This is a genomic window from Larkinella sp. C7, assembly GCF_006149005.1.
In the GTDB taxonomy this organism is placed as follows: Bacteria; Bacteroidota; Bacteroidia; order Cytophagales; family Spirosomataceae; genus Larkinella.
In genome coordinates this window covers 1-25,655 of the sequence record NZ_VBSL01000030.1, presented here as the reverse complement: position 1 = coordinate 25,655, position 25,655 = coordinate 1, and the positions used below count along the sequence as shown (strand labels likewise).

The window sequence follows — 25,655 nt, the reverse complement described above, 5'->3', positions numbered from 1 at the left end:
TATTCACAGATCCGATTGTAATTAACAAACAACCAGCGGATTAAAGTAGATATTCGTTTTCCAAATTTGTACTTTAGTAACACAACCTAAACGTTTTTACGCATGAAAAGGCGACTGTTACTACTGAGCTTCCTGACCAGTTTTTCTCTCGCATCCTTTGCCCAGCAGGATGATAAACCGGATTTAGCGGTGGTAAAAAAAATTCGGGAAGAGGGGCTAATGCGCTCTAAAGTCATGGAAACCGCCTTTTACCTGACGGACGTCAACGGTCCGCGCTTGCAGGGCCCCGGTTTTATGAAAGCCGCGAACTGGTCGAAAAACAAACTGGCAGAATGGGGGCTGCAAAACGCCAAACTCGAATCCTGGGGCGAATGGGGCAAAGGCTGGGAGATCGAGCGCAGCTACATCGCCATGACGGCCCCCTACTACAAAACCATCATCGCCGTGCCGAGAGCCTGGAGCGGGGGGACGGAAAAAATGCAGCAGGCCGAAGTACTGTACATCGACGAGTCGGACACGACGGCGCTGGAAGGCTACCGCAACAAGCTCAAAAATAAAGTCATTCTGCTCCACCAGCCGTTTGCCATCAGCCCTTCCTTTAACGCTGATGCCAAACGGTTTACCGAAAATGATCTGGAAAAAATGGCAAAAGACGAATCGGTCGCCCGCGATTCGTCCTACCGCAGCCTGATTGCGGCCATGCGAACCCGCAATGCGTTCAACCAGAAAATGCGCAAACTGGCGAAACAGGGCGGTGCGCTGGCCATTCTGAACACCAGCCAGCTCAGCAAAGACGGCACGTTGTTTGTCAGTGGCGATTTTGCCAATGCGGCCACCGGCATTGCCCACGACGAGTTGGCCGACCTGACGATTTCGGTAGAAGATTATCTGTCGCTGAGCCGGATGGCAAAAGCGGGCGTGCCGATCAAACTAGAACTGGATGTCAAAACCAAGTTCTATACGACCGACACCAAGGGCTACAACGTGATTGCCGAAATACCGGGGTCCGACCCCAAGCTGAAAGATGAAGTGGTGATGCTCGGCGCCCACCTCGATTCGTGGCATGCCGCCACGGGCGCGACCGACAATGCCGCCGGTTGTTCGGTGATGATGGAAGCCGTCCGGATTCTGAAAACACTGGGCCTGAAACCGCGTCGCACCATTCGGATTGCGCTCTGGAGTGGTGAAGAGCAAGGCTTACACGGTTCCAAGAATTACGTCACGAAACACTTTGTTGATCCGGCTACGAACAAACTCACCAAAGAAGGCGAGCAACTGGCCGCTTATTTCAACGTCGACAACGGAACCGGTAAGATCCGGGGAATTTACCTGCAAAACAACACCGCTGCGGGTCCGATTTTTGCCAAATGGCTGGAGCCTTTCCACGATTTGGGAGCCGCAACCATTGCGCCCAAAAGCAGCGGAGGAACCGACCACGTGTCGTTCGACCGCGCAGGACTGGCCGGTTTTGGCTTCATCCAGGATGGCATCGAATACAGCACCCGAACGCACCACACGAATATGGATACCTACGACCACCTGATTGCCGATGATCTGAAACAGGCCTCTACGATTGTTGCGTCGTTTGTGTACAATGCGGCCATGCGTGACCAGAAAATACCGTTGAAGAAGCCCGCTCTGGGCGATACGGGCCGTTGATATTTACAATTTGTCCCCAGCCCCCTTCAGGGAGCTACTGTAAACTTGCTGAAAGCCCCCTGGCGGGGGTTGGGGGCAATATCACAACCCGATTACGACGCTTTCTACCAGCAGAATCAGGAAGGCTGCGGCCGAAATGATCAACCCCCACTCTTTGATGCGCGTCAGCAACTGCCGACTTTCCACCTGACCTTGAAAGATCCCGATGAGGTGTTCGGCGATGTCGGCCGTGGCAAACAAACTGGCGATCTGAAGCAAATGCCAGGCATAGTCAAAACCGTCGATGCATTGTTGCCAAATGAGGGGTTGAACAAAGAAATAGATCAGTAAAATCCATTCTTTGATTCCAAACCGGGTTATTTGAAGCTGAACCCGGCCAGCAAGGTGGGTAAAAAGTTGTCTGAACATGTCTGGTCATACGGTTGGGTACATCAAATGTAGCAAACATCATGCTATTTTTCCAGACCTGAATCGCAAAAAAATCCAACTCCTTACCATCCATTTTTTCTTTTCTCTCCTGTCTACTGTCGATTGAATTACTTCTTTCCCGGCTGGTGCATCATCAGCGTTTCAATTTCTTCGGTTACCCGGGCCACCGGCATTTTTTCGGTCAAATAGTAATGCGGCCCATTCGGGTCGTCCTGCCAGGAATTGGTGCCGCCACGGATCAAAAACCGCCCTCGTTTCAATCCATAATACGGTTCGACACCCCGAACGGCCACCAAAACCGCCGTCTGATCCCAGCTCATGCGCCCGTCGTTGTCCTGCTTGGCTTTCGGCATACAGAGTGCAAAAACATCCTTCACCGGACTTTTTAGAGACGGATTGGCTACCAGACGCGGACCGGTTTTGATCTCTTTTCCGATCTCGAATCCACTGAAAATAACCGGCGTGGGCCAGTTGGCAAAGGCTTTTTCAGACGCCACCGAATCTTTGTAAACATTGAATTCCCGGCCTTTCGGAAACGTGCCGGCCATCGACACCAGCTCCTTTACTTTCTGCTTCACCAGTTCTTTTCCACCCAGTTTCGAAAACCGATCCGGTTTGGAATCCAGCAAATTGGCCATGTTGGTCAGAAAACCGACAGTCACGATGGTCACGCTACCGTTGGGCTGTTTGGCGAGAAGTTGTCGATACGTCGCCACGGCGTCGGGCGCGTCGTCACTCGAACGAATGGTGTGCGGATAAGTTGCCACGAGCATCTCGGGCCATTTCTGCCACGCGCCATCCACTACGCCCGGCCCTTTGGTGACGCCCGTTGGCAGGTTTGGCCGACCGAAGTAGGTATTCAAGACGTCGATGACGGGCACCACCAGGTCATGTTTATTGGACGCAATAACCGCCAGCGGGCGGGCTTCTCCCCGATCGGCCAGGGCGTGCAAAACCGCCATCGCACCCACGTCGTCGTAGTCGGGGCCGATGTCGGTATCCAGAATGATGGAAACGGGTGGTTTGGGGCGGTTTTGGGCGAAAGAAAGGGTGGCCAATGCCAGAACGCAAAGGGTTAGGAAGGGTTTCATGGAAACAGGGTTTACGGGCCAATTTCCGAAATTACACCCACAACCCCTCCCCGCGCACGAAGTTTTTGCGAAGGGACTCCAGTTCGGCTTCGGACGTCGTCAGAATACCCGCCTTTTGCAACTGCCGTAGCCGGTTTCGCTCCAGCGACGACAGATGGCCGTCGATGAGAATGGTGAAAATAAAAAGCCGTTCCAATCCGTGACGGACGGCATCGGGGCAAGTCGCCAGTTGCTCGGGAAGTGGTTCGGTTTTAGAAACATTTACCTGGTCGGCATCGATGGAAAACCGGGACATAACGGCTTCACGGAGCAACAGATGGGCGTAATTGTCGGGTCGGGCAGAAACCGCTGCGAACTGTAACAAGCCGGGGAGCAGTTGCCGAAAGGCCGGTTCACGGCCAAACTCCTCGACGAGTTCGTTGGTAAACTGCCGGATGGTCAACGGGGCCATCACCCGGAGTTGAGCCTGTTGCAGAATCCGGTAGGTGGCCCAGCTAATCCAGATGGCCGCGACCAGGGTGCTGGTTGAAACGGTCACGATGGGCGCAACGGCCCGCTCACTGCTTAACCGGAGAACCCATTGAACCAGACCGTTGCAGGCAAAAGCCAGTAACAAAACCGTTATCAAATACCCGGACAGCGTCCACGGCAGCAGGGGTCGCGGGCTCATGCGGAGCCGAAACAGGCCCCGCGGAGGACTGTTCTCGGCCAGTTGATTGATGTGACGGGTAAACGACAGATCATGAAAACGCGGAAACTGACACGTCATTTCAATGAGACGAACCGCCCCGGTGTAGACCAGCAGCAACGCATGCAGAACCAGGTAAAGTACCAAAACCGCAAACAGAACGCTGATCAGAGGCCAGTCGCCCAGGGCGGTATGGGTTTTTGCAAACCAACTCGCCCAGAGTGTGTGAGGCAGGTAAAAGACCCAGATACCGAACACCACCAGAGCCGATGATACCAGCATCGTGGCACCTTTGATCCGGTAGAGGGCGTGGCGCTCCGCGTTGTTGAGCACAAAAGGCTCATCGGAGGGATGTTCGGTATGCATGGCACGGGCCAGATAACGAAGTGTTGTCCGGCCAGCGGTGGCCTGGTCGAAATCGCCAGAGGAATCGGTTGAGTCGGACATGAAAATTAACAGCTTACTTCTACTATAACCGGATTAAGGGGTAAGCTGTTTGCATACCCAAGGACTTACACCGGATATTTCCACTCGCCCCGGTATTCGCGGCTCAGCAGTTTATTGGCTTCGACATCGCCTTTGATCACCTCTTTTTCCCCATCCCATTCCACACTACGACCCAGTTTATACGACAGCATCCCCAGCAGGGCCATGTTGGTAGAACGGTGGCCAATTTCGATGTCGCAGGTCGGCAGACTCTTCGTCTTGATGGCTTTCAGAAAATCGTCCCAGAGCTGGGCAATGTTCTGGTCGTCCGGTTTGTTCAGTTGCGCATCCTGGTGAATCACCGGTTTTTTCGAATCCGCCGGGTAGAACGTCCAGCCATCCATCCAGCCCATGTGAAAAGTACCTTCGGTTCCATAAAAATAGACGCCTACGGCCTGTTGCGGGTGCGTTTTCTCGGCATTGTTCCCGGCAAAGGTCCGGTGTTCCCAAACCGCCGTAAAATCTTCGAACTCAAAACTGGTCACCTGGTGGTCGGGAGCGTCGGTATTATCCTGTTTAATGGCCCGCCCACCGGTCGAAAAGACTTTTTTCGGGTATTTCTCTTCCGTCCACCACAAAATCTGGTCCATCCAGTGAATGCCCCAGTCGCCCAGCGTCCCGTTGGCGTAATCCAGGTAATTGCGGAAGCCGCGTGGGTGCATCGTGCGGTTGTAGGCCCGCAACGGCGCCGGACCGCACCAGAAATTCCAGTCCAGTTCTTTGGGGGCTTCCTCGTCGGCAACTTTCTGCCCCGCCCCACCGGCGTAATGCACGAAGGCACGCGCCATGCCAATTTTACCGGCTTTCCCCGATTTCAGGAACTCCATCCCGGAAACATTGTGCGGAGAAACCCGCCGGTGCGTTCCCACCTGGCAGACTTTGCCGGTTTGTCGGGCAGTTTTCACCATGGCCCGGCCTTCATTGATCGTATGGCCAACCGGTTTTTCCACATACACGTGAGCGCCCTGTTTCATGGCTTCGATGGCAATGAGCGGGTGCCAGTGATCGGGCGTGGCCACAATCACGATCTCGGGTTTTTCGCGGGACAGCATTTCCCGAAAATCCCGGTAGATTTTGGGTTTGTCGCTGGTCAGTTTGGAAAATTCTTCGGCGGTTTTTGTCAATTGCCGCTGGTCCACATCACACAGCGCCACCAGTTTCGACTGCCCGGACTGCATGGCACAGCGCAGGATGTTGTTGCCCCACCAGCCAGCACCCACCAGGGCCGTGCGGTAGGTCGATTGTTGCGCCAGTGTGATCAACGGACGAGTGACCACCGCAGCACTGGCAAGGGCCGATGTTTTCAAAAATTCAGAACGATTCATAACAATGCAGGGAAGAAATAGTCCTCGAAAACTACGCAATCTGTGAGGTAATCACAAACTTTCTAACCAAGGGCACGTACCTTTGTGAAATATGGTTTTCATCGTTAGAGGGTTAAAGGGTTATAAAGGGTTGAAGGGTTAGATGGTTATAAAGGGTTGGATGGCTCAGAATGACATTTACGACTGCATGGCTAAAGTCACCCAACCCTGTTTGACCAGCCAACCATGACAACCCTCCTAAGCCATTCAACCATCTAACCATGAAAACCCTCCTTAGCCATTCAACAATTTGTAACCATTCAAACCATTCCAGTAATTGTTATGGCCGTCGTTCCGTATAAAGACAAAAATACCAGCAAGCGCGAGCAGGTCGAGGAGATGTTCGACTCGATTTCGCCGAAATACGATTTACTCAATCACCTCCTCAGTGCCGGTATCGACATTGTGTGGCGGAAGAAGGCGATCCGGCTCCTGCAACCCGAGAAACCCAAAATGCTTCTCGACATTGCTACCGGCACGGGTGATTTTGCGATTGAAGCCCTGAAACTCAACCCCGACAAGATCATCGGAGTCGATATTTCGGAAGGCATGCTGTCATTTGGCCGGGAGAAAATCCGCAAACTCGGGCACGAGGATAAAATCGAACTCCGCTCCGGCGATTCGGAAAGATTACCGTTCGCAGACAATGTTTTCGACGCCGTCATCGTTTCGTTTGGTGTACGCAATTTTGAAAATCTACTCAAAGGGCTAACCGACATGCACCGCGTAACGCGGTCGGGCGGCACCTGCCTGGTGCTGGAGTTTTCGAAGCCGCGCAAATTTCCGTTCAAGCAATTTTTTAGTTTTTACACGAATCGTTTCCTGCCGTTGATTGGCCGGCTGGTGTCGAAAGACGCTTCGGCTTATACGTACCTGCCCGAGTCGATGCAGGCGTTTCCGGACGGCCCCGATTTTATCCGGGTTCTTGAACAGGCAGGCTTTACGCAAACACGATGGATACCACTCACATTTGGCATTTGTTCTATTTACACCGGAAAAAAAGTATAGCCCTCGGTTTGCTGTTGGCGATGCTGAGTCCGAATCTTCAGGCCCAGTCATCGATGAAATACCGCCGGATTCATTTGGAAGGGTACGACGACAAGACCATCCGGTACGGTTTTCTGTTTGCGGCTCCCGTCACCCGTTTCAACATCAAATACAGCGACGCCTACGTCAGTGCTGATTCGGCTCACCAACTTTATTCCCCCAGCAAAGTCGGTTTTCGGGTCGGTTTTGTCATGAATACCATCCTGAGCGAACATTTCGATGTGCGGGTGACGCCTGCGGTGTCGCTCTATTCCCGCTCGGTCGAATACAAGTATCCGGGTGGAACCGGCAAAAAAGAAGTGCGCGAATCGACCTGGCTGGAGTTTCCGGTTTTGCTGAAATACAAGTCCAAACGGCGGATGAACTCGCGGATGTACGTGGTGGGCGGAGGTTCGCTCGGAATCGAAACCAACGTGCGTCGGCGCGAGATGGCCGGTTCGAGCCGGTTGCTGACCAAAAACCGGGATCTGACGGTTGAATACGGGATTGGTTTTGAGCAGTTTTTCGAATTCTTCAAATTTGCCCCCGAAATCCGGTTTTCACACGGGCTGGTCAACCTCTTCGAACCGGTGCAGGGCAATGCGGCCAACATCGGCATTCAGAAACTGCGCACCCACACGGTCACGCTGTATCTGACCTTCGAATAAACCGGGTGCCGAGTGTGTCAACCAACGTCCCGAATGTGGATTCAAAAGTCCTGACGATGAATTGGTTGTAAAATAAGTTGATTTTTTTTAGTGGAATGCTTGCAGAATGCCTTTTAAAGCCACTATATTTGCACTCCCAAACGACGCGAATGAGTCGCCGGGGAAACACAAAAAAGGGAGTTTAGCTCAGCTGGTTCAGAGCATCTGCCTTACAAGCAGAGGGTCGGCGGTTCGAACCCGTCAACTCCCACACTGAAAATCAAGCACTTGCATTTATTTGTAAGTGCTTTTTTGTTTTGCTAACACTTGGTCATTTGATTTCGTCGGACTCTTGCTCGTCGTCCAGCCCTTGTCTAAGGTTCTGAAGCAGATAACATACATGGTCCAAAGGAAAACGTTGGTACTGTGCCGCGTGTAGATTTCGCACAACGGCCCCTTCTGGTCCATCAGCAATTGCGCTGTCGATTATCATAATGATGCGTTCCTGTAAAAGGAACGATGGCATCAGCAAAGGCTGCATGTGTCGGCCCAGAATCCGGGCGGCTGTTTGCTCCAGCGAAACGGACGTTTCCAGCAGGTCAGCGTGTTGATCGCAGAGATCTTCTTCAATAATCTCCAGGTAGTTTTTAAGTATAAAAATGTCCGTCAGGTCTTTTATCCGGTGTTCCGGCCGATCATCGTAAGCAATCAGTTTAAGCACTACCATGCCGGGCAGACTGCACACCCGAAACGTAAACTGATCATCCAGCCTGATTAGCTGCGTGCCATGTTCGTTCACTTCTGAAAAGCCGGTTACCGCCAGTCGGGCTACACCCTCTCCCCGATTGAGCAGAACGTGATTCGTTAACTCCATACCCCCAAAAGGGAGCAAATCAACATCCGTTTGCTCAGCGTATTTTAGCGTGTAAGGCATTCCCCGAACTTCGGCAAAATCTCCCTAGGCCAGCAACGTATCTTTTAATCGGTAATAGTCAGACTCCTGAGGAACCAGCACCGCCAGGTCCAGATCGCGTGTTGCCCGGGGCGCTTCCAATCCGTGGACGGCCATGGTCAGGTCGCGTGCCACAGCACCTACCAAATAAAAGTCGATCCCAGTCTGTTCACAGGCTTGCTCAAGGTGCGCAAAGATGGGCTTGAATTGCTGACGATGAAATCCAGTCAAGGAGACACTGTACATGTTTTTCATACATTTTTTGGGCCACTTCCGCATTGCGGGAATCCCGGCTGGTCAACAGGTCGGCTAAGTTGGCAAGCAGACTCAACATGGCAATTGAAGAGACGTTACAAGCTCTATTGACTCCTAACAAATTGCTCTGATTCAAGCGCTTTATTACCGAATTATTGACGTGCTTTGCTGCCTGAACTGAAATTCTGTGAAACCTGCCCTTTTTAGTGCGCTACTAGCCGGACCAGCTGCGTTTTTTCTTGTTTTATTTTTTGCTGACCTAAACCCAGGCCATCCCGAAGTTACCAGAATGGCTGCGGTGACCGTATGGGTGGCCATTTGGTGGCTTACCGAAGCAACCGACCTGGCCGTGACGGCCCTGCTGCCTTTCATCCTTATTCCGATCCTCGGCATAGCCGATTCGCAAACGGTGGCGGCCCAATATATGGATCAAACCATTTTTTTATTTATTGGGGGCGTGCTGCTCGCTTTTGCCATTGAACGCTGGAACCTGCATCAGCGGATTGCCTTGTCCATTTTATCGAAACTGGGCACCAACCCCGCCACCGTGCTTGCGGGCGTGATGGGCGCTACTTTTTTTATTTCGATGTGGGTGTCCAATACGGCTACCGTCATGATGATGCTCTCTGCGGTGCTGGGCATTATCATTCAGGTGGAAAAACACAACCTATCTACTTTTCAAAAAAATGCGATCGCCAAAGCCATGCTGCTGGGGCTTGCCTACGCTGCCTCCATTGGTGGCATGGCTACGCTGGTGGGAACAGCCACTAATCTTGCTTTCTACAAAATATATGTAGATGCTTACCAGGATGCCCACGACATGAACTTTGTCAGCTGGTTTGTGCTGGCTTTTCCTATTGCCGTAATCTTGTTGACCGCAGCGTTTTTTATTCTTAAGTTCTCCTTTCTACGCCATGCAAAACAAGTGGTTTTCGACCGCAGTTACTTCGTTGCCTCCCTACAGCAATTGGGCCAAATGGCTTTTGAAGAAAAGATCGTCTTTACGGTTTTTGTGATGACCGCCTACTTGTGGTTTGGCCGAAAGGATATTGATTTTGGATCTTTTCACATAAGCGGCTGGAGCCGTCTTTTAGGGGCACAGGCATCGTTTATTACGGATAGCACGGTGGCTATTGGAATGGCATTGTTGCTATTTCTAATCCCCTCGAAAAATGAGAAAGGAAAAATGCTGATGAGCTGGGAAGAAGCGAAGAAACTTCCGATCGGCATCATCCTCTTGTTGGGCAGTGGTTTCGCGCTGGCAAAAGGCTGCGATCAGTCGGGGCTAAGCTCCTGGCTGGCACAGGAACTGCTTTTTTTAAAGGATGCGTCCCCCCTTGTTGTTATCGCCGGCATTTGCGTCATCGTTTGTGTCATTAGCGAACTGGCTTCCAATGTTGCCTGCATCCAATTGGTGCTACCCATTTTGATAGCCATTCAAAAAGTAACCCACCTGCCCCCATTAATGCTGATGGTGCCCGCAGCGCTGGCTGCATCGCTCGGGTTTATGCTACCCGTAGCAACCCCACCCAATACGATCGTGTTTGGAAGTGGACGGATCCGTGCGGCTGATATGCGCAATGCAGGGTTGCTGCTCGACGTTGCAGGCATTGTTATCATCACAGCCGTATCAATGATGATCTGGCTAATCAGTTGGAAATAAAGACCGTGACTACACGAGGAATTTGTTGAATGGTAAGCGGATAAGCCCGGAATGTGACAACAAAAGGGCGGTTCGAACCCGTCAACTCCCATCCTTTTAATCAAGTACTGATCAGAAATGGTGCGCGCTTTTTTTGGGCCACGCATTATTGAAATCAAGCCGCCTTCCGCTGATACAGATCCTTTTGAAAATCGATACACGTAGAGCGAATGGTTTAACCAGTGCCTTTTAACCTCTATCGTTCCTTAGACGACAAAAATAAGCAAATATTTAATACTTGCAACTATGTTGCAAATAGGCTATTTTTGTAACCCGGCGGGTTTATTACAAGGCATCATCCAAAGATGAATCCATGATGAGCGACATTGAACAGCTCCTGCGTGAAAGGGATATTCGCCCTACTCCCATCCGGACTGGTGTCCTGACGCTGCTCAGGCAGTCCCGACGGGCCTACACGAACGCGGATCTGGAACGAGCCTTTGACCATTCGCTGGATCGCGTTAGTTTATACCGCAGCTTACTAACCCTGACCGAGGCCAACCTGATTCGGAAGCATATTGATGCCAGGGGAACCTGCTCCTACTTTTACGCACCCACCGATGGTTCCGTCCCCACGCCCAGCCTGGCCGATGACGGGGTATCCGCTGATTATCCGCACTTTAAATGTTCACACTGTGAGACCGTGGTTCCACTTCCCAAATTGCCTGAGGAGTATTTAGCTTTAGTCCGGCAATACCAACTTGACAATCTGCGCCTGTTGGCCGAAGGTACCTGCGACACGTGCCGGAAGCATCCATACTGACTGGCCTCATCGATTGACACTACTTAATGCTGCGGGCTACCGAGCTTACTAACGACGAAAGACATGGCGAAAGACGTAACTTTATTGACCGGTTTTCTGGGAGCGGGCAAAACGACCCTGCTCAATGCGCTGTTGGGCGACCGACCGCAGACCCGCTTTGCCCTAATTGAAAACGAGTTCGGTGAAGAAGGCATCGACGGCGGGTTGGTGGTGCGTCCCGACATAGACATGGTGGAACTGAGCAATGGCTGCCTGTGCTGCTCGCTCCGTAACGATCTGCTCGACGTCCTGGAAGCGCTCCAGGACCGGCGCGACAGTTTTGACGAGCTGATTATTGAAACTACAGGCATCGCCGATCCGGCGGGTGTGGCGGTTCCTTTCCTGATGCTGCCGAGGGTACTGCGTGATTTTCACCTCAAACGAGTGATCTGCTTAGTGGATGCCGAACTCATCGAAGACCAGTTGCGCGATACGGAGGAAGCCATTGGCCAGATTTCATTCAGCGACATTATCCTCATTAACAAGACCGACCGGGTATCGAACGCTTATCTCAATACGTTACAGGATCTACTGCGGGGGCTTAATCCGTTTGCCCACGTGTTGGTGGGCCACAAAGACAACTACCCAGTCCGCGAATTGATGGCCTTGGAGCGGGATACCGCCGAGACGGCTTCGGTGGCCACGCTGCGTCCCTTGCCAGCCCAGCCGGGTATGAGCCCGGTCCATGCCACAACGCAACCGCATTCGGTTGTTACATTCCCCAACAAGCATCATCACCATGCCCATTCCAATCTTGTTTCCCTCAGCTTTCGCTTTGCGGAACCAATCGATTTGACCCAGATCTATCACCGGCTCACAACCCTGCTCCTGTTCGAGGGAAAAGATATCTACCGCATCAAAGGCATCATTGCCGACCCGACCCGCAAAGAGCGCTGGATTGTTCAATCGGTGGGAAGAACATTAACCCTCACGGAAGGTGCTGACTGGCAACCCGGCGAGCCACGCATCAGCCGGGTGGTGTTCATTGGCAAACTACTGAAACCGGCTGGCTTCGAAAAGCTGCTGCGACACTGTTTCGCTAAAGATCCCCAGAGACCTGCATCGCGCCTGCCTCCAACGCCAAACCTATAAATCCATTACCCATTACGATGCCAGCCAAGGACTGGCCAATGGATCATCTGTTTATTGGAATGCACGGCCCCTTTCAGGTAATTCTTCGATATACCCATTGACTACTTTATTAAATCCTTCAATGCAACATAGTTGCAAAAAACTTCATGCGCTTTACAGAAACTGGTCGAAAAAATCTATATTTGCAACATAGTTGCATTTAGTACTCACAGCTTGTACACAAATGAAAAAACTGCCCGTAACGGTTCTCAGCGGCTTTCTGGGAGCCGGTAAAACCACCCTGCTCAACCATGTCCTGCACAATAAAGCCGGGCTTAAAGTGGCCGTCATCGTCAATGACATGAGTGAGGTCAACGTGGATGCGCAGCTCGTGAAAGACCAGCATACCTTGTCCCGAACCGAGGAGAAACTGGTTGAAATGTCCAATGGCTGCATCTGCTGTACGTTGCGGGAAGACCTGATGCTGGAAGTGGAAAAGCTGGCCCGCGAAAATCGCTTTGATTACCTGCTGATCGAATCGTCCGGTATCTCGGAGCCCCTGCCGGTGGCCCAGACGTTCAGCTTTGTGGATGAAGAGAAAGGCATCGATCTGTCCCGCTTTTCGCGTCTGGATACCTTGGTGACGGTGGTCGATGCCTTCAATTTTGGCCGTGATTTCGGGTCGGTAGATAACGTCTATCAGCGCGAGCTAAACGACGACCCGTCCGATACCCGCACCATCGTGAACCTGCTAACGGACCAAATCGAGTTTGCCAACGTCATTATTCTCAACAAAACGGACCTGCTCAGCCGGTACCAGGTGGGCGAACTAAAAGCCATCCTACAAAAGCTGAACCCCAAAGCCCGACTGCTGGAATCGGAATTCTCCCGGGTGGATTCGGCTCAGATTCTCAACACCGGCCTGTTCGATTTTGAAGCGTCATCGCAGTCGGCGGGCTGGATTCAGGAACTTCAGAATCACAAGAACGGCATGGCTCACACCCCCGAAACCGAAGCGTACGGCATTTCTTCGTTTGTCTTCCGCGACCGCCGACCTTTCCACCCGGTGCGGTTCTGGGCCTATCTGAGTGAACACTTTCCGGCGGGTATCATCCGCAGCAAGGGCCTGTTCTGGCTGGCATCCCGGCCGGACGATGCGCTGAATTTCAGCCAGGCCGGGGGGAGTTTGCGGGCCGAGAAAGCCGGGGTCTGGTGGGCGTCGATGCCCTTCGCCAGACGGACGCAGTACGGCGCCTTTCTGGAAAACCAGGAAAGCATCGAATCGCGCTGGCACAAACGCTTCGGCGACCGCCAAAACGAGCTGGTCATCATCGGGCAGGATCTGAAACAGGAACAGATCACGGCCGAATTACAGGACTGTCTGTGTACTGAACCCGAACTGCGGCATCTGGAAAAGAAGGGAACCTTTAAAGACCCGTTTCCGGTCTGGGAATAAGGGTCACTTTAATCGAACACACGCTGAAAGCGATACGGGCACTGGAAGGCCCGAAATACGATGCCGATCTGACCAACCCGCCAACCTGCTGCTGGGCAATGTCGATTTCAGTTTCGTCTGGCGCTCCGGTCGATCGCCGTTAAAAGAGACTTCTGAATGATAACATCCGTGCCCGATTCGCATGCTTACTTTTCCTGTCCCAACCACGCCAGCAACGCAGCACGTTCAGCCGTTGACGACAGGATCATGTGTTTTCCCTTCGACGGATATAATCGCTCCAATTCCGATGTAGAAACCGGCTGCCCGGCTCCGTTTACGACACCGGCCAGCCAGACGAAACGGGGCGCAAGGGCGGTTGCCAGATCGGGGAGATCATAGGTGTTGATGGCTCCGGCCACAACCGACGGTACGTACCGGGGCAGATACTGCTCCTGCTCGATCAGGGCACGATACGTGCCCAGCCCGTTAAGCAGCGCCAGCCGACCGATGGCCGGTGTCAGCAAGGTAGCGTGCAGAACATCAGGCACAAACGTTCCGACACCCACCGCCGAAATGGTCTTAGTGCCGGTTTTCCTCGTAATTAATTCGGTGAGCAACTGAATCTCTTCCATCCGAACGGCCACCAGACTTTTCCGGGTCAGGATGCCCGCAAACCACAGGTTCAGCGATGTGCTGTCAAGCTCCGAATCCCCACCGGGCAAATCCGCCTGGGCCATTTCCCCCGCTCCGCTCAGGTCAGGCAGCACCACGTCGTAACCGGCCTGTACCAGTTGCTCGGCCACACCGCCTTTTTGTGCGGCTCCGGCTTTGCCTTTCGAGTCGATGTAAAGCACGGTTTTACCAGTACCTTTTTCCGGTTTGAACCACAGAACCGGCAGGTAATACGCTCCCGGCCCTTTCACTAAATACCGCTCCAGATCGTACCCTTCACGCGAAAACTTACCCGAAAAAATCACTTCGCCCAACGTTGGCGGTGTATACCCCGTCAATTCAATTACGTGTTTGACAAGACTTTGCGATGGGTTACCAGCCATACTTTGGGGAACAACTGCCGACGCCCGCTTTTGGGTTAGCGAAAACAGGGTTTCGCCTTTCAGCGCGGTCCATACGTTGCCGGTCGGTGTCACGTTGAGCTCATCAGCCCGAAACGCCGGAATGTTTTCATCGGCACTGGAGCCGGGGTTGTTGAGGTGTTTCTGAAAAAAAGCGTACGTCGCTTCCCGGTTTTTTTGCGTGGAAGCATGAGGGGCATCGTCTTCGACCATGCCCAGATTCGACTCCGCACCGAGGGCTTTATACGCCTTTTTGGCTTCGTCGAACAGTTCGCGGGCACCGTCCATGCTGAACATATCGCGGGTAGTCGTTACCATCAGCGTCGGACGGGGAGCGCGCACTTCGACCAGATCACCCAAATCCAGCCCTTTCGCCAGCATCCCGGTCAGAATTTGTTCGGCGTCCTGTGGGCCGTTGGAGCGCAACAGTTTATCGTAGGTCGTCAGATAGCACTCCGGCGCAGCCGCCCGAATCCGGGGGTCCATCGCGGCCAGGTACGCACTTTGCGTGCCTCCCCCCGACCGGCCCGTTACGCCAATCCGGGTAGCATCAATTTCGGGGCGGGTCAGCAGATAGTCCACGGCCCGGATGCCATCCCAGACGAAATACATCGCCGGTGTTACGCCGGCCACAAAGGCCTGCGCGCCGGGATACGAATGTTCCAGCGTGGGTTTTAGTCCGGAAAAGCGTCTTCCTTCCGTTTTTTCGTATTGAATTCGTTCACCCTGTCCGATCGGGTCGAAAGCCAGAACCGCAAAGCCCTTCTTGACGTAATTGAGAATCATCTGCTGATAGACCCCGCTCCGAAAGGCTGGCGCACCATGCCCACTGCAAAATACAATGGCCGGCAGGTTTTCGCGTTTCCCCGTGGGCATGAACAAGGCCGCCGTTACGTAATACTTCGGCAGGGACTCGAAGTAAAGTTTCTCGACCGTAATGCCATCCCGTTCGAGTTTACCGGTTACGACCGGATTGAGGGGTGTTTTTTCGGGAAAAGCACCAAAAGCTTCCTGCAATTTTTGCCGAACCACGGTTTGCCGTTTCTGCCAGTCCTGCTGCGTTCTCAACGCCTGAACCACCTTTTTGCGCTGTTCCAGTTGCCCAAAGGCCCGTTCACACAGATGCCGGTAGAGCGCTCCCGGCTGACCATTGTAGTATTTCCAGTACGGCAATACAGCAAATTCGTCCTGTGCCTGTACGAACGTGGTCAGACCAAGGCTACTGCACAGCAAAATCAGGAAGGTGACTGGTTTCATCGATCTCATTTATTGATCCCTTGCTACAATTTCCAAAATGTTTATTCCCGCCAAAACCGTTGTTTTTTGTTCCAGCACGATGCGGTACACGACCCGGATCAGGAGTCGCTCAGGCAAAACGCCACGTATCGATCACCGGAGCGCGTGTTGAGTTTGCCCCCGCCACAGGCAATCACGATGTACTGTTTGCCATTGACCACGTAGGTACTTGGCGTGGCATACCCGGCGGCTGGCAGTTTCATTTCCCAAACCACCTGACCGGTCTGTTTGTCGAACGCCCGAAATTTCTCATCCCGACTGGCCGCAATGAACACCAGCCCGCCCGCTGTGACCAGGGGGCCTCCGTAGTTATCGGTTCCGGTTATCGGCACGCCTTTTTTCGTCAATTCGGGGTATTCGCCCAGTGGCACCTGCCAGCGGTGTTCGCCCGTGTTCAGGTCGATGGCCGTCAACGTTCCCCAGGGCGGACTGCTGACCGGATAGCCGTTGCGGTCATACCAGCGGTTGTAGCCCGTGTGCTGATACGGAATGACCGCTTTTTGCGATGAAACGACCGGTTTCTCTACGGTTTTGTTGAACAGAAAATCGACAACAGCGTCGCGCTCGGCCGGCGAGATGTGCGAGAACGAAGGCATCATGCCCCGCCCTTTCAGCAACACCTGCACCACCTGATCGCGCGAAAGCCGACTGCTCACCTGCACCAGCGACGGGTATGAGCCATCGTGGTTGCCTTTGCGGTCCGTTCCGTGGCAGGCCGAGCAATACAACTGGTACTGCGCGTTACCCGCCACGGCTTGCTGACCCGCGTTCGGCGACGGCTGCTGACGGGGAATGAGCGACGTATAAACCGGCACTTCTTTCGACGGTACGTACAGGATGCCTTCGGGATCGGTAGCCGCCCCACCCCACTGGGCACCGCCATCGGTTCCCGGAAAAAAAATCGTCATCTTACCCGTCAGCGGAACATACGGACCGGTATTGGCTTTCCGCAGCACGTCCACCAGCGAATCGCGGCTCGCGGCAAATGAATTGATTTCTTTTTCGGTAAAGGACTGACGGGCAAACGGGGCGGGTCGCTGCGGAATGGGCTGGGTCGGGCTCACCTGTTCACCGGAAACCGCTTCCTGGGGAAAGGGCGTTTCCTGGATCGGAAAAATGGGTTTGCCCGTGACGCGGTCGAACACAAACGTAAAGCCCTGCTTCGTTACCAGGGCCACCACGTCGATTTTTCGGGGCCGCCCGTCGGGGCCTTTTTGCGTGATGGTAAGCAGATTGGGGGGCGCGGGCGGATCACGGTCCCAGATGTCGTGATGGACAAGCTGATAGTGCCAGCGCTTCCTGCCCGTAGCAGCATCGATCGCCAATAAGCAATTGGCATACAAGTTATTACCTTTCCGATCACCTCCGTAAAAATCGTGAGCCGCCGAGCCGGTCGGTGCATAAAGAATGCCCCGCTCGCGGTCGATCGCCATCCCCATCCAGGGGTTAGCCGCCCCAATCCGTTGGCGCGGATTGGCCTGCGACCAGGTCTCGTAACCGGGTTCGCCTTGCATCGGAATCGTGTGGAACGTCCAGACCAGTTGGCCCGTCCGGGTATCGAACGCCCGAATATCGCCCAGCAAAGCCGTTTCGCTTTCCGAAAACCGGGCGCCGACGATGATGCGGTTTTTGTAGATCGTATTGGGCGTATTAGACACCACGTAGTTATCGGCACCGGGTCGCTCGATGCCGGTTTTCAGGTCGATCCGTCCGTGATCGCCGAAGCCATCGATGAGTTTCCCCGTTCGGGCATCCAGCGCGTGCAGCCACGAACCGGCTCCAAAGAAAATCCGTTGATCGGTTCCATCGGCCCAGTACGTAACCCCCCGGCTGGTGGTGCCGCCGTTATCCGTCAGGGCCGTTTTCCAGATGGGTTTACCTGTCGCGGCTTCCACCGCAAACGCCTGTGTATTCGCCGACACGCCGTACAGAACGCCATTGATGATGAGGGGATTGCATTGCATCTGGGTGCGATTGCGCAACGTATCGGCCCCACCCGACGCATACGTCCAGGCCACTTTTAACCGATTGACGTTGGTACGATTAATCTGGTCGAGTGGCGAGTAATGGCTCCGGGAACCATCGCCATTGTATTCGGGCCAGTCGGCCGTAACGTCTGCCAGTTGAAAAGCCAGCGCGGCACTAAACGCCAGACAGCCTCCCAGGGCCAGTAGTCTTTTCTGCATAGGATGGTTCAGGAAATAGGGCTATTTCGGGCAGGTTTTGGGGAGCAGATAGCCGCGTCACGTTCAAAACGGGTCCGTTAAGTCGATACGCGCTGCGGCTTGAGTCCCGGCAGATTATCGACATTCTGAACGACCGGTTTATTGGCAAAAGGGGCTATGCCGTATTTCATGGCTAAAAATAGTGCTGGATGGCTTTCGGATAATCAGCAAAGGCGAGTTCCGGCTCCGGAATTTCGGGATGCCACATCTTTTCCCACTCCAGGCTGTAATAGCCTGAATAACCGCCCGCTTTCAACGCATCGATCGCTTCCTGAAGCGGGGCTTCGCCTTTGCCAATAAACGTATAGGCGGGTTTTCCGGCCACCATGCGACCATCTTTGATGTGGGTATGACGGATGTATTTTTTGAGCGTCTGATACACCTCCGCCGGTGGCTCTTTGGTAATCGACCACATATTGAAAATATCCCAGATCAGCCCGACGTTGGGATGATCGGCCTTTTGCAGAATTTCGAGCAGGACGTTTTTCCAAATCACTTCGCCGTGCGACTCCAGCAGCACCGTTACGTTGGCATCTTTTGCGTACGTTCCCAGTTCCAGCAGGTTTTCGCTAATCAGATTGATGGTCTGCTGCCGATCCTGATCCTTGGGTAAATCGTTGGGGAAAACCCGAACATACGGACAGGCGAGTTGCCGGGCCAGGTCGATGAAGCGTTTGGCTTCGTCCATGTTGTTCTGCCGTTTGGCAGCATCCATCCAATGCAGATTGGCCGATGATCCTAAATTACAGATTTTAAGGTTATTATCTGCAAACAACCGGCGTGTTTCGGCAATGGACGTGCTGAACTCCGGGCGTTTGGGCAGGAACATCTCTTTTTCCAATCCCCGGATTTCAATGGCTTCGTACTTTTCGGCAACGGCGGTTTTGACGATTTTCGACAACGGCCAGGTTGGGCAACCCAATGTAGAAAATGCCAGGCGCGGTTTGGCTTTTTTGACCGTCAAGCCCAACGTGGCCGCCCCGGCGATCCCGACGGCGGTTTGTATAAATGTTCTGCGTGTAGTCTTCATTTGTAGGGAAGAAAAGGCCGTGGCTTTTTTACTTGCTCCTGTGATCCATTTGAAGCATTAATTCGGAGTGAGTGGGCCGTGGATGTCCCGGGGTGCCAGGCGCAGCGACCCGTCAGGAGCAGGCAGCGAGTTCGTCTACAAACGGAGTGAGGTGAATAGAGCAAGAGCTTTACATGTCATAGGGAGCATACGACTGCCTACAGACAAGTAAAGCCCTCACAACTACGTACAGGATCGTTGATAATTTTTAGCGCGTTCGGGATTTATCCTCAAACGCCTGCCCCATAGGTTCGGTTAAGCCAAAACCAAGGTGTTCATCCTTTCGGAACCGCTGACAGACAATCCGTAACAAGCAGCGGGTCGCAAGACGGCTCTTGTCTAGAATTGCACGACGCTCTCATACGCCTTCTTCGGCTGGCCGTTCTGGTCGAACAACAGCGGGTAATCTTTGCGACCCGGAACCGGGAAGTTATCCAGCCAGGAATACTTGTCGCTCAGGTTCCAGAACGTAACTCCCGTGATCTTGTCGCGGTGCTTGCGAAATACTTCGAAAAGCATTTTGTAATGAGCGGCCTGTTTGTCGTTCATCTCCGGCGTAAACTCACTTTTGTCGGTATCCTTTCTGGCCCGACGCTCGTGTTCTTTGGGATACACCGACACGTCGACCTCCGTGAACTGGATTTTGAGACCCAGGCTGGCAAATTTGGTAATGGACTCCTCCAGTTCCTGCGCGGTTGGCTCGTAAATGGACCAATGCGCCTGCAACCCCACCCCGTCGACGGGAACACCTTTGTCTTTGAGTTTCTTCAGCAACTGGTAAATCCGCTCCCGCTTCGAGGCATTTTCGGTATTATAGTCGTTATAGAACAGTTGCGCGGAGGGGTCGGCTTCGTGGGCGTACTGAAATGCCTTCTCGATGTAGTCCTCGCCGATGATCTCGTAGAATTTCGATGGGCGGTAAAGGCTCTTTCCCGTATCAGGAACCGCTTCGTTCACCACATCCCAGGCATAGATTTTTCCTTTATACCGGCCCATGACGTCGGTAATATGCCGTTTCAGACGGGCCAGCAACACCTCCCGGCTCACGGTTTTTCCCGTTGAGTCGGTGAAAAACCAGCGGGGCGTCTGGTTGTGCCAGCAGAGCGTATGCCCCCGCAGTTTGATGTTGTTCTGCCGGGCAAAGTCGGCGATGGCGTCGGCATCTTTCCAATTGTAGCGGTTTTCTTCGGGATGAATCGGACCCATCTTCATGGCGTTTTCGGGCGTCATGCTGTTGAACTGGGCTTTGATCAGCTCCGCATCCGGGCCGGGCTGCACCATGCGCGGGTTGACGGCCACGCCAATCGGGAAATAGTTTTTGTAATAATCCTTTAACCCTTTTTCAGGAGCCACAAAGCCGACCGACAAGGCAATCAACACATAAGAGCTTAGTTTACGCATGGTCAAAATAGGTTTACTTGTAAGCATCGATCGTTTTAATCGTTCCGTCCGGGTTGTGGGTCAGTTCGGTTACTTTCACATTCCGGAGGTGGGTCTTGCCGGAAAGTTGCACGTCGTGATAAAAGAGATACCATTTTTTATCAACCTGCACGATGGAATGGTGATTGGTCCAGCCCAGAACGGGTTTCAGCACCAGGCCTTTGTACGTAAACGGCCCATACGGATTGTCGCCGATGGCGTAGCAGAGATTGTGCGAGTCGCCGGTCGAATACGAGAAGTAATACTTGCCGTTGTATTGGTGGAGCCAGGCCGCTTCGAAAAACCGCTTGTCGTTGTCTTTTTCCAGAAACGGTTTTCCGTTTTCATCCAGAATCTGTACTTCCCGAACCGGCTCGGCGAAGCTTTTCATGTCATCACTCAGCCGGGCCATGCGGGGCAGGTAAGCCACTTCGTTTTTCTGTTTCAACGCCCCTTTCGGGTTGTATTGATTGTTGTCCCAGCGCTGCAACTGCCCGCCCCAGATGCCCCCAAAATACAGATACGCTTTGCCATCGGTATCCTGAAAAACCGTAGGATCGATGCTGTAGCTACCCTTGATGGGTTCCGGTTCGGCCTTGAACGGCCCGGTTGGGCTTTTGCTGGTCGCGACACCGATCCGAAAAACATCCTGTTTGTCTTTGGCAGGGAAATAGAGGTAATACGTTCCATTTTTGTAAGCCGCATCGGGCGCCCAGAGCTGGCGACCGGCCCAGGGAACATTTTCGAGGCTGAGCGCAATCCCATTGTCTTTAACCTTCCCCCCCATTTTATCCATCGACAGGATGTGGTAGTCGCGCATGGCAAAATGCCCCCCTTCGTCATCTTCTTTGACGTCTTTCGCATCGATGTCGTGCGAGGGATAGATGTAAATTTTGCCGTTAAAAACGTGCGCGGAAGGGTCAGCCGTGTAAATGTGCGATACCAATGGCTGCGAAATTGGATTTTTGCCCCCGTTGGTTTGCGCAAAGGTGGTCAGCGAGCAACCCATCAGGGCCGTCAGAAATAGCGTTGTGTAGGCTCGTTTCATCATATTCGTGTAAGGTTAAAAAATAAACTTCGGCATCCGGTTCTGAAACGCCCTTTTACTTGAACAGCACCTGCGAAAAACCAAACAGATCGTGCCGCCAGACCGGCCAGGTGTGTCCGCCCGCGTACTCACTATACTGGTATTTGATGCCCAGGTCGTCGAACTTTTTCATCATGACCTGGCAGTTCTGGTGCGCAATATCCTCTTTTCCGCCCATCGATATCCAGAGATTTTTGAGGTTGCTGTTGATCGTTGCGGCATTGGCTTTCATGAATTCGTACTGCGGGTCCGACAGCTTGGGATTGTTGGCAAACCAGCCCGAACTGAACACGCCCAGAGACGAAAACAGATCGGTATTCTTGATGCCCGCGTACAACGTTTGCAAACCGCCCATCGAGAGTCCGGCCAACGCCCGGTTTTTGGCGTCGGTGGCTACCCGGAAGTTGCCTTCGACAAACGGAATAGCGCCCTGTTTCAACTCGTTTTCAAAAGCGCGCAGGACGTTTTCGTTGAAACCGGCCAGACCGCCCGCGTTGGGCATGTTGCCATCCAGCATCACCACCACCATCGGTTTAGCCTTCTTTTCGGCAATCAGGTTGTCCAGAATCATACCCGTTCGGCCTTGCGTGGCCCAGCCGCGCTGGTCTTCGCCACCGCCGTGCAGCAGATACAAAACCGGGTATTTATCGGTTGACTGATCGTAGCCCGGCGGGGTATAAACGTACATTTCGCGCCAGCTGTTTGAGGCTTTTGACAGATACCGTTTGATCCGGATATCGCCGTGTGGCACGTCCTTCTGAGCGTAATAGCCCCCGTCCCGGTCCGGGATTTCAATGCCGCTCGCCATCCGACCCATGCCATAGAACGTTTCACTGGCCGGGTCAACCACCGCAACGCCATCGATCAGCAGGGAATAATAGTGAAAGCCCCGGCTGATAGAATCGGTCGTGACGGTCCAGAAACCGCTCGTGTCTTTTACCATCGCGTACTTTTTGCCCAAATCGATCTGCACCTGCTGGGCCTCCGGTGCTTTGACCCGAAAGACCACCCGGTTATCGGGCAAAATCTGCGGGTATTTCGCGGAACGGATGTTGGTCGAAGCCGGGGTACCCAGAATCGTAAATTTTGTCAAAGAGGCAACATCGACGGGTTTAAAAAGAAACTGGGAAAACATGTACAATCCGTTTTTCCAGACTTTGAAGTCGTGGACGCCCGGTTCGATGTAATACACGTGCGGAACCTGGTTTTCGTAAAGGTAATCGTGGGTGCGTTTGCTGAACGTGATCAGGCCATCGGCATCACCGCACGAAATCCAGAGCAGTTTCAACTGCTTTTTGGCTTCTTCCGGGTTAGGCACCAGCTCTTCCGGCTTTTTCGTGTTGGGGGCCGACGAGAAACCGCCCACCCAGGCAAACTGATCCAGATTCCCCAGGCCGAAGTTCAACGATTGCCCGCCCCCCATCGACAGCCCGGCAATGGCGCGGTGTTCGCGGTCTTTCAGAACGGAATATTTCTTCTCCACAAACGGAATCAGATCGGTCAGCAAGTCTTTCTCGAACGTCGCGAACGCTTCCACTTTGTCTTTGTCGAACACATTGCCAACGGCGCGGTCATCTTTCATGGCGCGCCCATTCGGCATCACCACGATCATCGGCTCCAGTTTGTTTTCCGCGTACAGATTATCCAGAATCACCTGCGGTTTGCCCCCCCGGAGCCATTCTTTTTCATCGCCCCCGATGCCGTGCAGCAGGTACAAAACCGGGTATTTCTTCTTTTTCGAATACCCCGGTGGCGTATAAATCAGGGCTTTGCGGTTCGTACCCACGGTTTTGGATTCGTACTGAACCGAATCCAGTTTGCCGGTGGCGATGCCCGTACGCACCTGATCGAAGCCTTTGGGCATTTCTTTGTCGATGGTCTGCGAATAAGCCACCGAGCCCATTAGCAGAGCAACCGTTACGGCTATATACGTCCCTGTCAGGAAGAAACTATTTTTCATGTGTTCGATGCATTTTTAAGAACCCTTTACTTTTGGATAGGAACACGGATTAGACGGATTGAACCGATCAAAACGGATTTTAATCTGCGCGAATCCGTTCAATCCGTCTAATCCGCGTTCCTATCCAAAAGTTTAAACACGTTTCATTTAAACAGCAACGGAGCCAGTTCGTGCAAACTGCGACGCCAGGTCAGAAACTCGTGGGCGGTTTTTTCGGAGACGTACGCAACCGCGTTGTAACCGGCTGCTTTCAAATCAGCGGTCGCCTTGTTCACCCGATCCGGATTTTCCTTGCTGCCGCAGCTCAGGAAGATCAGTTTGGCCTTCGACTTACCGTTCAGTTCTTCCGGCGTATAGGTGCCACCACTGAGGAGGGCATACGATCCAAAAACGTCCGGTTTATTGAGCGTAATGGCGTGGGTTTCCATGCCGCCCATCGATAGCCCGGCCATCGCCCGATTGTCCCTGTTGGCCAGGGTGCGGAAGTTGGCATCCACGTACGGGATCAGTTCGTCGACCAGAACCGTCTGGAAATGTTCAATTTTGAAATCCTTTATCCGGCCCCATTTCACCTCGTTGGTCATGCCGTAGGTCATCACAATGATAAAAGGCTTGATTTTACCTTCCGCAATCAGGTTGTCCATGATCAGATTGGCGCGGCCCTGGTTGCTCCAGGCGGTTTCGTCTTCGCCCCAGCCGTGTTGCAGGTAGAGCACCGGGTATTTTTTCGATTTCTCTTTTTCGTAGCCCGGTGGCGTATACACAAAGGCCCGGCGCGAAGTACTGGTGCTTTTGGACGGGAAAAGAATCTGCTGCACGTTGCCGTGGGGAACATCTTTCAGGGCGTAAAAGTCCTGATCGTGTGCCGGAATTTCAATACCGCTTTCCCACCGAACCGAACCGTAGTAATTCAAAGCGCCGGGATCGTTGAACGTGCCGCCATCGACGGTCAGGTGGTAATAATGGAATCCTTCGTCCATCGGTCCTTCCGTGGTGCCGGTCCAGAAACCGTCGTCTCCTTTGGCGAGTCTGGTTCCGCCCCGTCCGCCCAGCCCCAGGCTTACCCGTACGCTATCGGCCTTGGGTGCCTTGATCCGAAACCGGGCGTACCCCTGGGAGTTTACCTGCGGGTATTCCTGCCCCGGCTGGTTCAGGGTAGACGGTTTAAAATCCTCGGCCACCGCCGGTTGGGTGGCCTGCGAAAAACAGGTTGTGCTCGTTAAAGCGGCTGCGAACAAAACCGCTATCATCTTGTGTGTCATCTGGTTAGTAGTTTAGCGTATAATAGAGATAACAGGTATTACTTAAAAAGCTGAGGCAACGTGTTGGCCAGATAAAGTTTGCAGTTCATCCAGGTATGGCCGCCCGGCACGATGAGCGGCTCCACCTTCAGGCCTTTTTCCTTGAACATCGCAATATTTTGTTTCACCGGTTCATACAGAAAATCGTCGGTTCCAACACTGATCGTGAACAGCTTCAATTGCCCGTTCATCTGCCCGGCGTTGGGCGACCAGTCGGTGAAGTTCTTTTTGAACTCCTCCGTGGCGGTGTATGGCGCATACGAGCATACGTAGGCGAACTTGTCGGGATTGGTCAGTCCGATGTTCAGCGTCTGCCCCCCACCCACCGAAAAACCGGCCACCGCCCGGCTTTTGCTGTCTTTGTTGACGGGATAGTTCGCTTCGATAAATGGTACAATGTCATTCACCATATCCTTGGTAAAGTCAGGCATCGGTGCCGGGCGAACATTGCCGTACGGCATAACAATCAGCATCGGCTTGGCTTTTCCCTGCGCAATCAGGTTATCGGCAATCAGGTTGGCGCGGCCCACTTTGGTCCACGTTTCTTCGGTATCGGAGCCGCCGTGAATCAGGTACAAAACCGGGTATCTGGTTTTGCCGTTCGGATTGAAACCGGGC

21 protein-coding genes and 1 tRNA gene are annotated in these 25,655 nt (G+C 53.3%); 8 read left to right on the top strand and 14 right to left on the bottom strand.

Features of this window, described 5'->3' with window-relative positions; all coding sequences use genetic code 11:
* Positions 1 to 102 precede the first annotated feature (102 nt).
* A complete protein-coding gene (locus FH871_RS30925) occupies positions 103 to 1,659 on the top strand; it encodes a M20/M25/M40 family metallo-hydrolase (RefSeq protein WP_138995188.1) in 1,557 nt (518 codons plus the stop codon).
* Between the two features lie 81 nt (positions 1,660 to 1,740).
* Here the strand turns inward: FH871_RS30925 and FH871_RS30920 are convergent, their stop codons facing one another.
* The 4 genes from FH871_RS30920 to FH871_RS30905 all read right to left on the bottom strand — a co-directional run bounded on the left by FH871_RS30920 (position 1,741) and on the right by FH871_RS30905 (position 5,678).
* Positions 1,741 to 2,067 (bottom strand): hypothetical protein, encoded by a 327-nt coding sequence (locus tag FH871_RS30920; protein WP_138995187.1) that lies wholly within the window; start codon positions 2,065 to 2,067, stop codon positions 1,741 to 1,743.
* Between the two features lie 128 nt (positions 2,068 to 2,195).
* Positions 2,196 to 3,179 (bottom strand): nucleoside hydrolase, encoded by a 984-nt coding sequence (locus tag FH871_RS30915; RefSeq protein ID WP_138995186.1) that lies wholly within the window; start codon positions 3,177 to 3,179, stop codon positions 2,196 to 2,198.
* Between the two features lie 31 nt (positions 3,180 to 3,210).
* The gene (locus tag FH871_RS30910) at positions 3,211 to 4,314 is read right to left on the bottom strand and encodes a hypothetical protein (RefSeq protein WP_138995185.1); all 1,104 of its coding nucleotides are present in this window, start codon (positions 4,312 to 4,314) and stop codon (positions 3,211 to 3,213) included.
* Positions 4,315 to 4,379: 65 nt separating this feature from the next.
* Positions 4,380 to 5,678: a Gfo/Idh/MocA family protein gene (locus FH871_RS30905; protein WP_138995184.1), complete on the bottom strand. Its 1,299-nt coding sequence runs from the start codon at positions 5,676 to 5,678 to the stop codon at positions 4,380 to 4,382.
* Positions 5,679 to 5,999: 321 nt separating this feature from the next.
* On the opposite strand from FH871_RS30905, the gene ubiE reads away from it, so the two are divergent.
* From ubiE to FH871_RS30890, 3 genes are all read left to right on the top strand, one after another.
* Entirely contained in the window at positions 6,000 to 6,725 is a 726-nt protein-coding gene (gene ubiE / locus FH871_RS30900; protein WP_114408177.1) for a bifunctional demethylmenaquinone methyltransferase/2-methoxy-6-polyprenyl-1,4-benzoquinol methylase UbiE, read from the top strand.
* On the top strand, positions 6,671 to 7,411 hold the full coding sequence (locus tag FH871_RS30895; protein ID WP_138995183.1) for a porin family protein: 741 nt from the start codon (positions 6,671 to 6,673) through the stop codon (positions 7,409 to 7,411). Before ubiE ends, FH871_RS30895 begins: the two co-directional genes overlap by 55 nt.
* 175 nt (positions 7,412 to 7,586) lie before the next feature.
* A tRNA-Val gene (locus FH871_RS30890) sits at positions 7,587 to 7,661 on the top strand.
* Between the two features lie 60 nt (positions 7,662 to 7,721).
* Here the strand turns inward: FH871_RS30890 and FH871_RS30885 are convergent.
* Together FH871_RS30885 and FH871_RS34050 are read right to left on the bottom strand one after the other, a co-directional pair.
* Positions 7,722 to 8,324: a hypothetical protein gene (locus FH871_RS30885; RefSeq protein WP_138995182.1), complete on the bottom strand. Its 603-nt coding sequence runs from the start codon at positions 8,322 to 8,324 to the stop codon at positions 7,722 to 7,724.
* A gap of 24 nt (positions 8,325 to 8,348) precedes the next feature.
* Positions 8,349 to 8,477 (bottom strand): hypothetical protein, encoded by a 129-nt coding sequence (locus FH871_RS34050; RefSeq protein WP_255516991.1) that lies wholly within the window; start codon positions 8,475 to 8,477, stop codon positions 8,349 to 8,351.
* Positions 8,478 to 8,784: 307 nt separating this feature from the next.
* On the opposite strand from FH871_RS34050, the gene FH871_RS30880 reads away from it, so the two are divergent.
* The 4 genes from FH871_RS30880 (at position 8,785) to FH871_RS30865 (ending at position 13,628) form a co-directional block, all read left to right on the top strand.
* Positions 8,785 to 10,260 (top strand): DASS family sodium-coupled anion symporter, encoded by a 1,476-nt coding sequence (locus tag FH871_RS30880; RefSeq protein WP_138995181.1) that lies wholly within the window; start codon positions 8,785 to 8,787, stop codon positions 10,258 to 10,260.
* 352 nt (positions 10,261 to 10,612) lie between these two features.
* Positions 10,613 to 11,062, top strand: coding sequence for a Fur family transcriptional regulator (locus FH871_RS30875; RefSeq protein WP_138995180.1), 450 nt, complete (start codon positions 10,613 to 10,615; stop codon positions 11,060 to 11,062).
* A 63-nt stretch (positions 11,063 to 11,125) separates the two neighbouring features.
* Positions 11,126 to 12,193 (top strand): GTP-binding protein, encoded by a 1,068-nt coding sequence (locus tag FH871_RS30870; protein WP_138995179.1) that lies wholly within the window; start codon positions 11,126 to 11,128, stop codon positions 12,191 to 12,193.
* Between the two features lie 223 nt (positions 12,194 to 12,416).
* A complete protein-coding gene (locus tag FH871_RS30865) occupies positions 12,417 to 13,628 on the top strand; it encodes a GTP-binding protein (protein ID WP_138995178.1) in 1,212 nt (403 codons plus the stop codon).
* A gap of 185 nt (positions 13,629 to 13,813) precedes the next feature.
* Here FH871_RS30865 and FH871_RS30860 read toward each other — a convergent pair whose 3' ends face one another.
* The 8 genes from FH871_RS30860 to FH871_RS30825 form a co-directional block, all read right to left on the bottom strand.
* Complete coding sequence (locus tag FH871_RS30860) at positions 13,814 to 15,937, bottom strand: S9 family peptidase (RefSeq protein ID WP_171063015.1); 2,124 nt, start codon at positions 15,935 to 15,937, stop codon at positions 13,814 to 13,816.
* Between the two features lie 98 nt (positions 15,938 to 16,035).
* The gene (locus FH871_RS30855; protein ID WP_138995176.1) at positions 16,036 to 18,162 is read right to left on the bottom strand and encodes a PQQ-binding-like beta-propeller repeat protein; all 2,127 of its coding nucleotides are present in this window, start codon (positions 18,160 to 18,162) and stop codon (positions 16,036 to 16,038) included.
* 172 nt (positions 18,163 to 18,334) lie between these two features.
* Complete coding sequence (locus FH871_RS30850; protein WP_138995175.1) at positions 18,335 to 19,231, bottom strand: sugar phosphate isomerase/epimerase; 897 nt, start codon at positions 19,229 to 19,231, stop codon at positions 18,335 to 18,337.
* 378 nt (positions 19,232 to 19,609) lie between these two features.
* Positions 19,610 to 20,671 carry an endo-1,4-beta-xylanase gene (locus tag FH871_RS30845; protein ID WP_229317727.1) on the bottom strand — a complete coding sequence of 354 codons (1,062 nt, stop codon included), beginning with the start codon at positions 20,669 to 20,671 and terminating at the stop codon, positions 19,610 to 19,612.
* 13 nt (positions 20,672 to 20,684) lie between these two features.
* Entirely contained in the window at positions 20,685 to 21,737 is a 1,053-nt protein-coding gene (locus tag FH871_RS30840; RefSeq protein ID WP_138995195.1) for a glycoside hydrolase family 43 protein, read from the bottom strand.
* 55 nt (positions 21,738 to 21,792) lie between these two features.
* Positions 21,793 to 23,679, bottom strand: coding sequence for an alpha/beta hydrolase-fold protein (locus FH871_RS30835; RefSeq protein WP_138995194.1), 1,887 nt, complete (start codon positions 23,677 to 23,679; stop codon positions 21,793 to 21,795).
* Positions 23,680 to 23,879: 200 nt separating this feature from the next.
* On the bottom strand, positions 23,880 to 24,998 hold the full coding sequence (locus tag FH871_RS30830) for an alpha/beta hydrolase-fold protein (protein ID WP_138995173.1): 1,119 nt from the start codon (positions 24,996 to 24,998) through the stop codon (positions 23,880 to 23,882).
* A gap of 38 nt (positions 24,999 to 25,036) precedes the next feature.
* The coding region (locus FH871_RS30825; RefSeq protein ID WP_138995172.1) for an esterase family protein at positions 25,037 to 25,655 on the bottom strand (619 nt) is incomplete at its 5' end.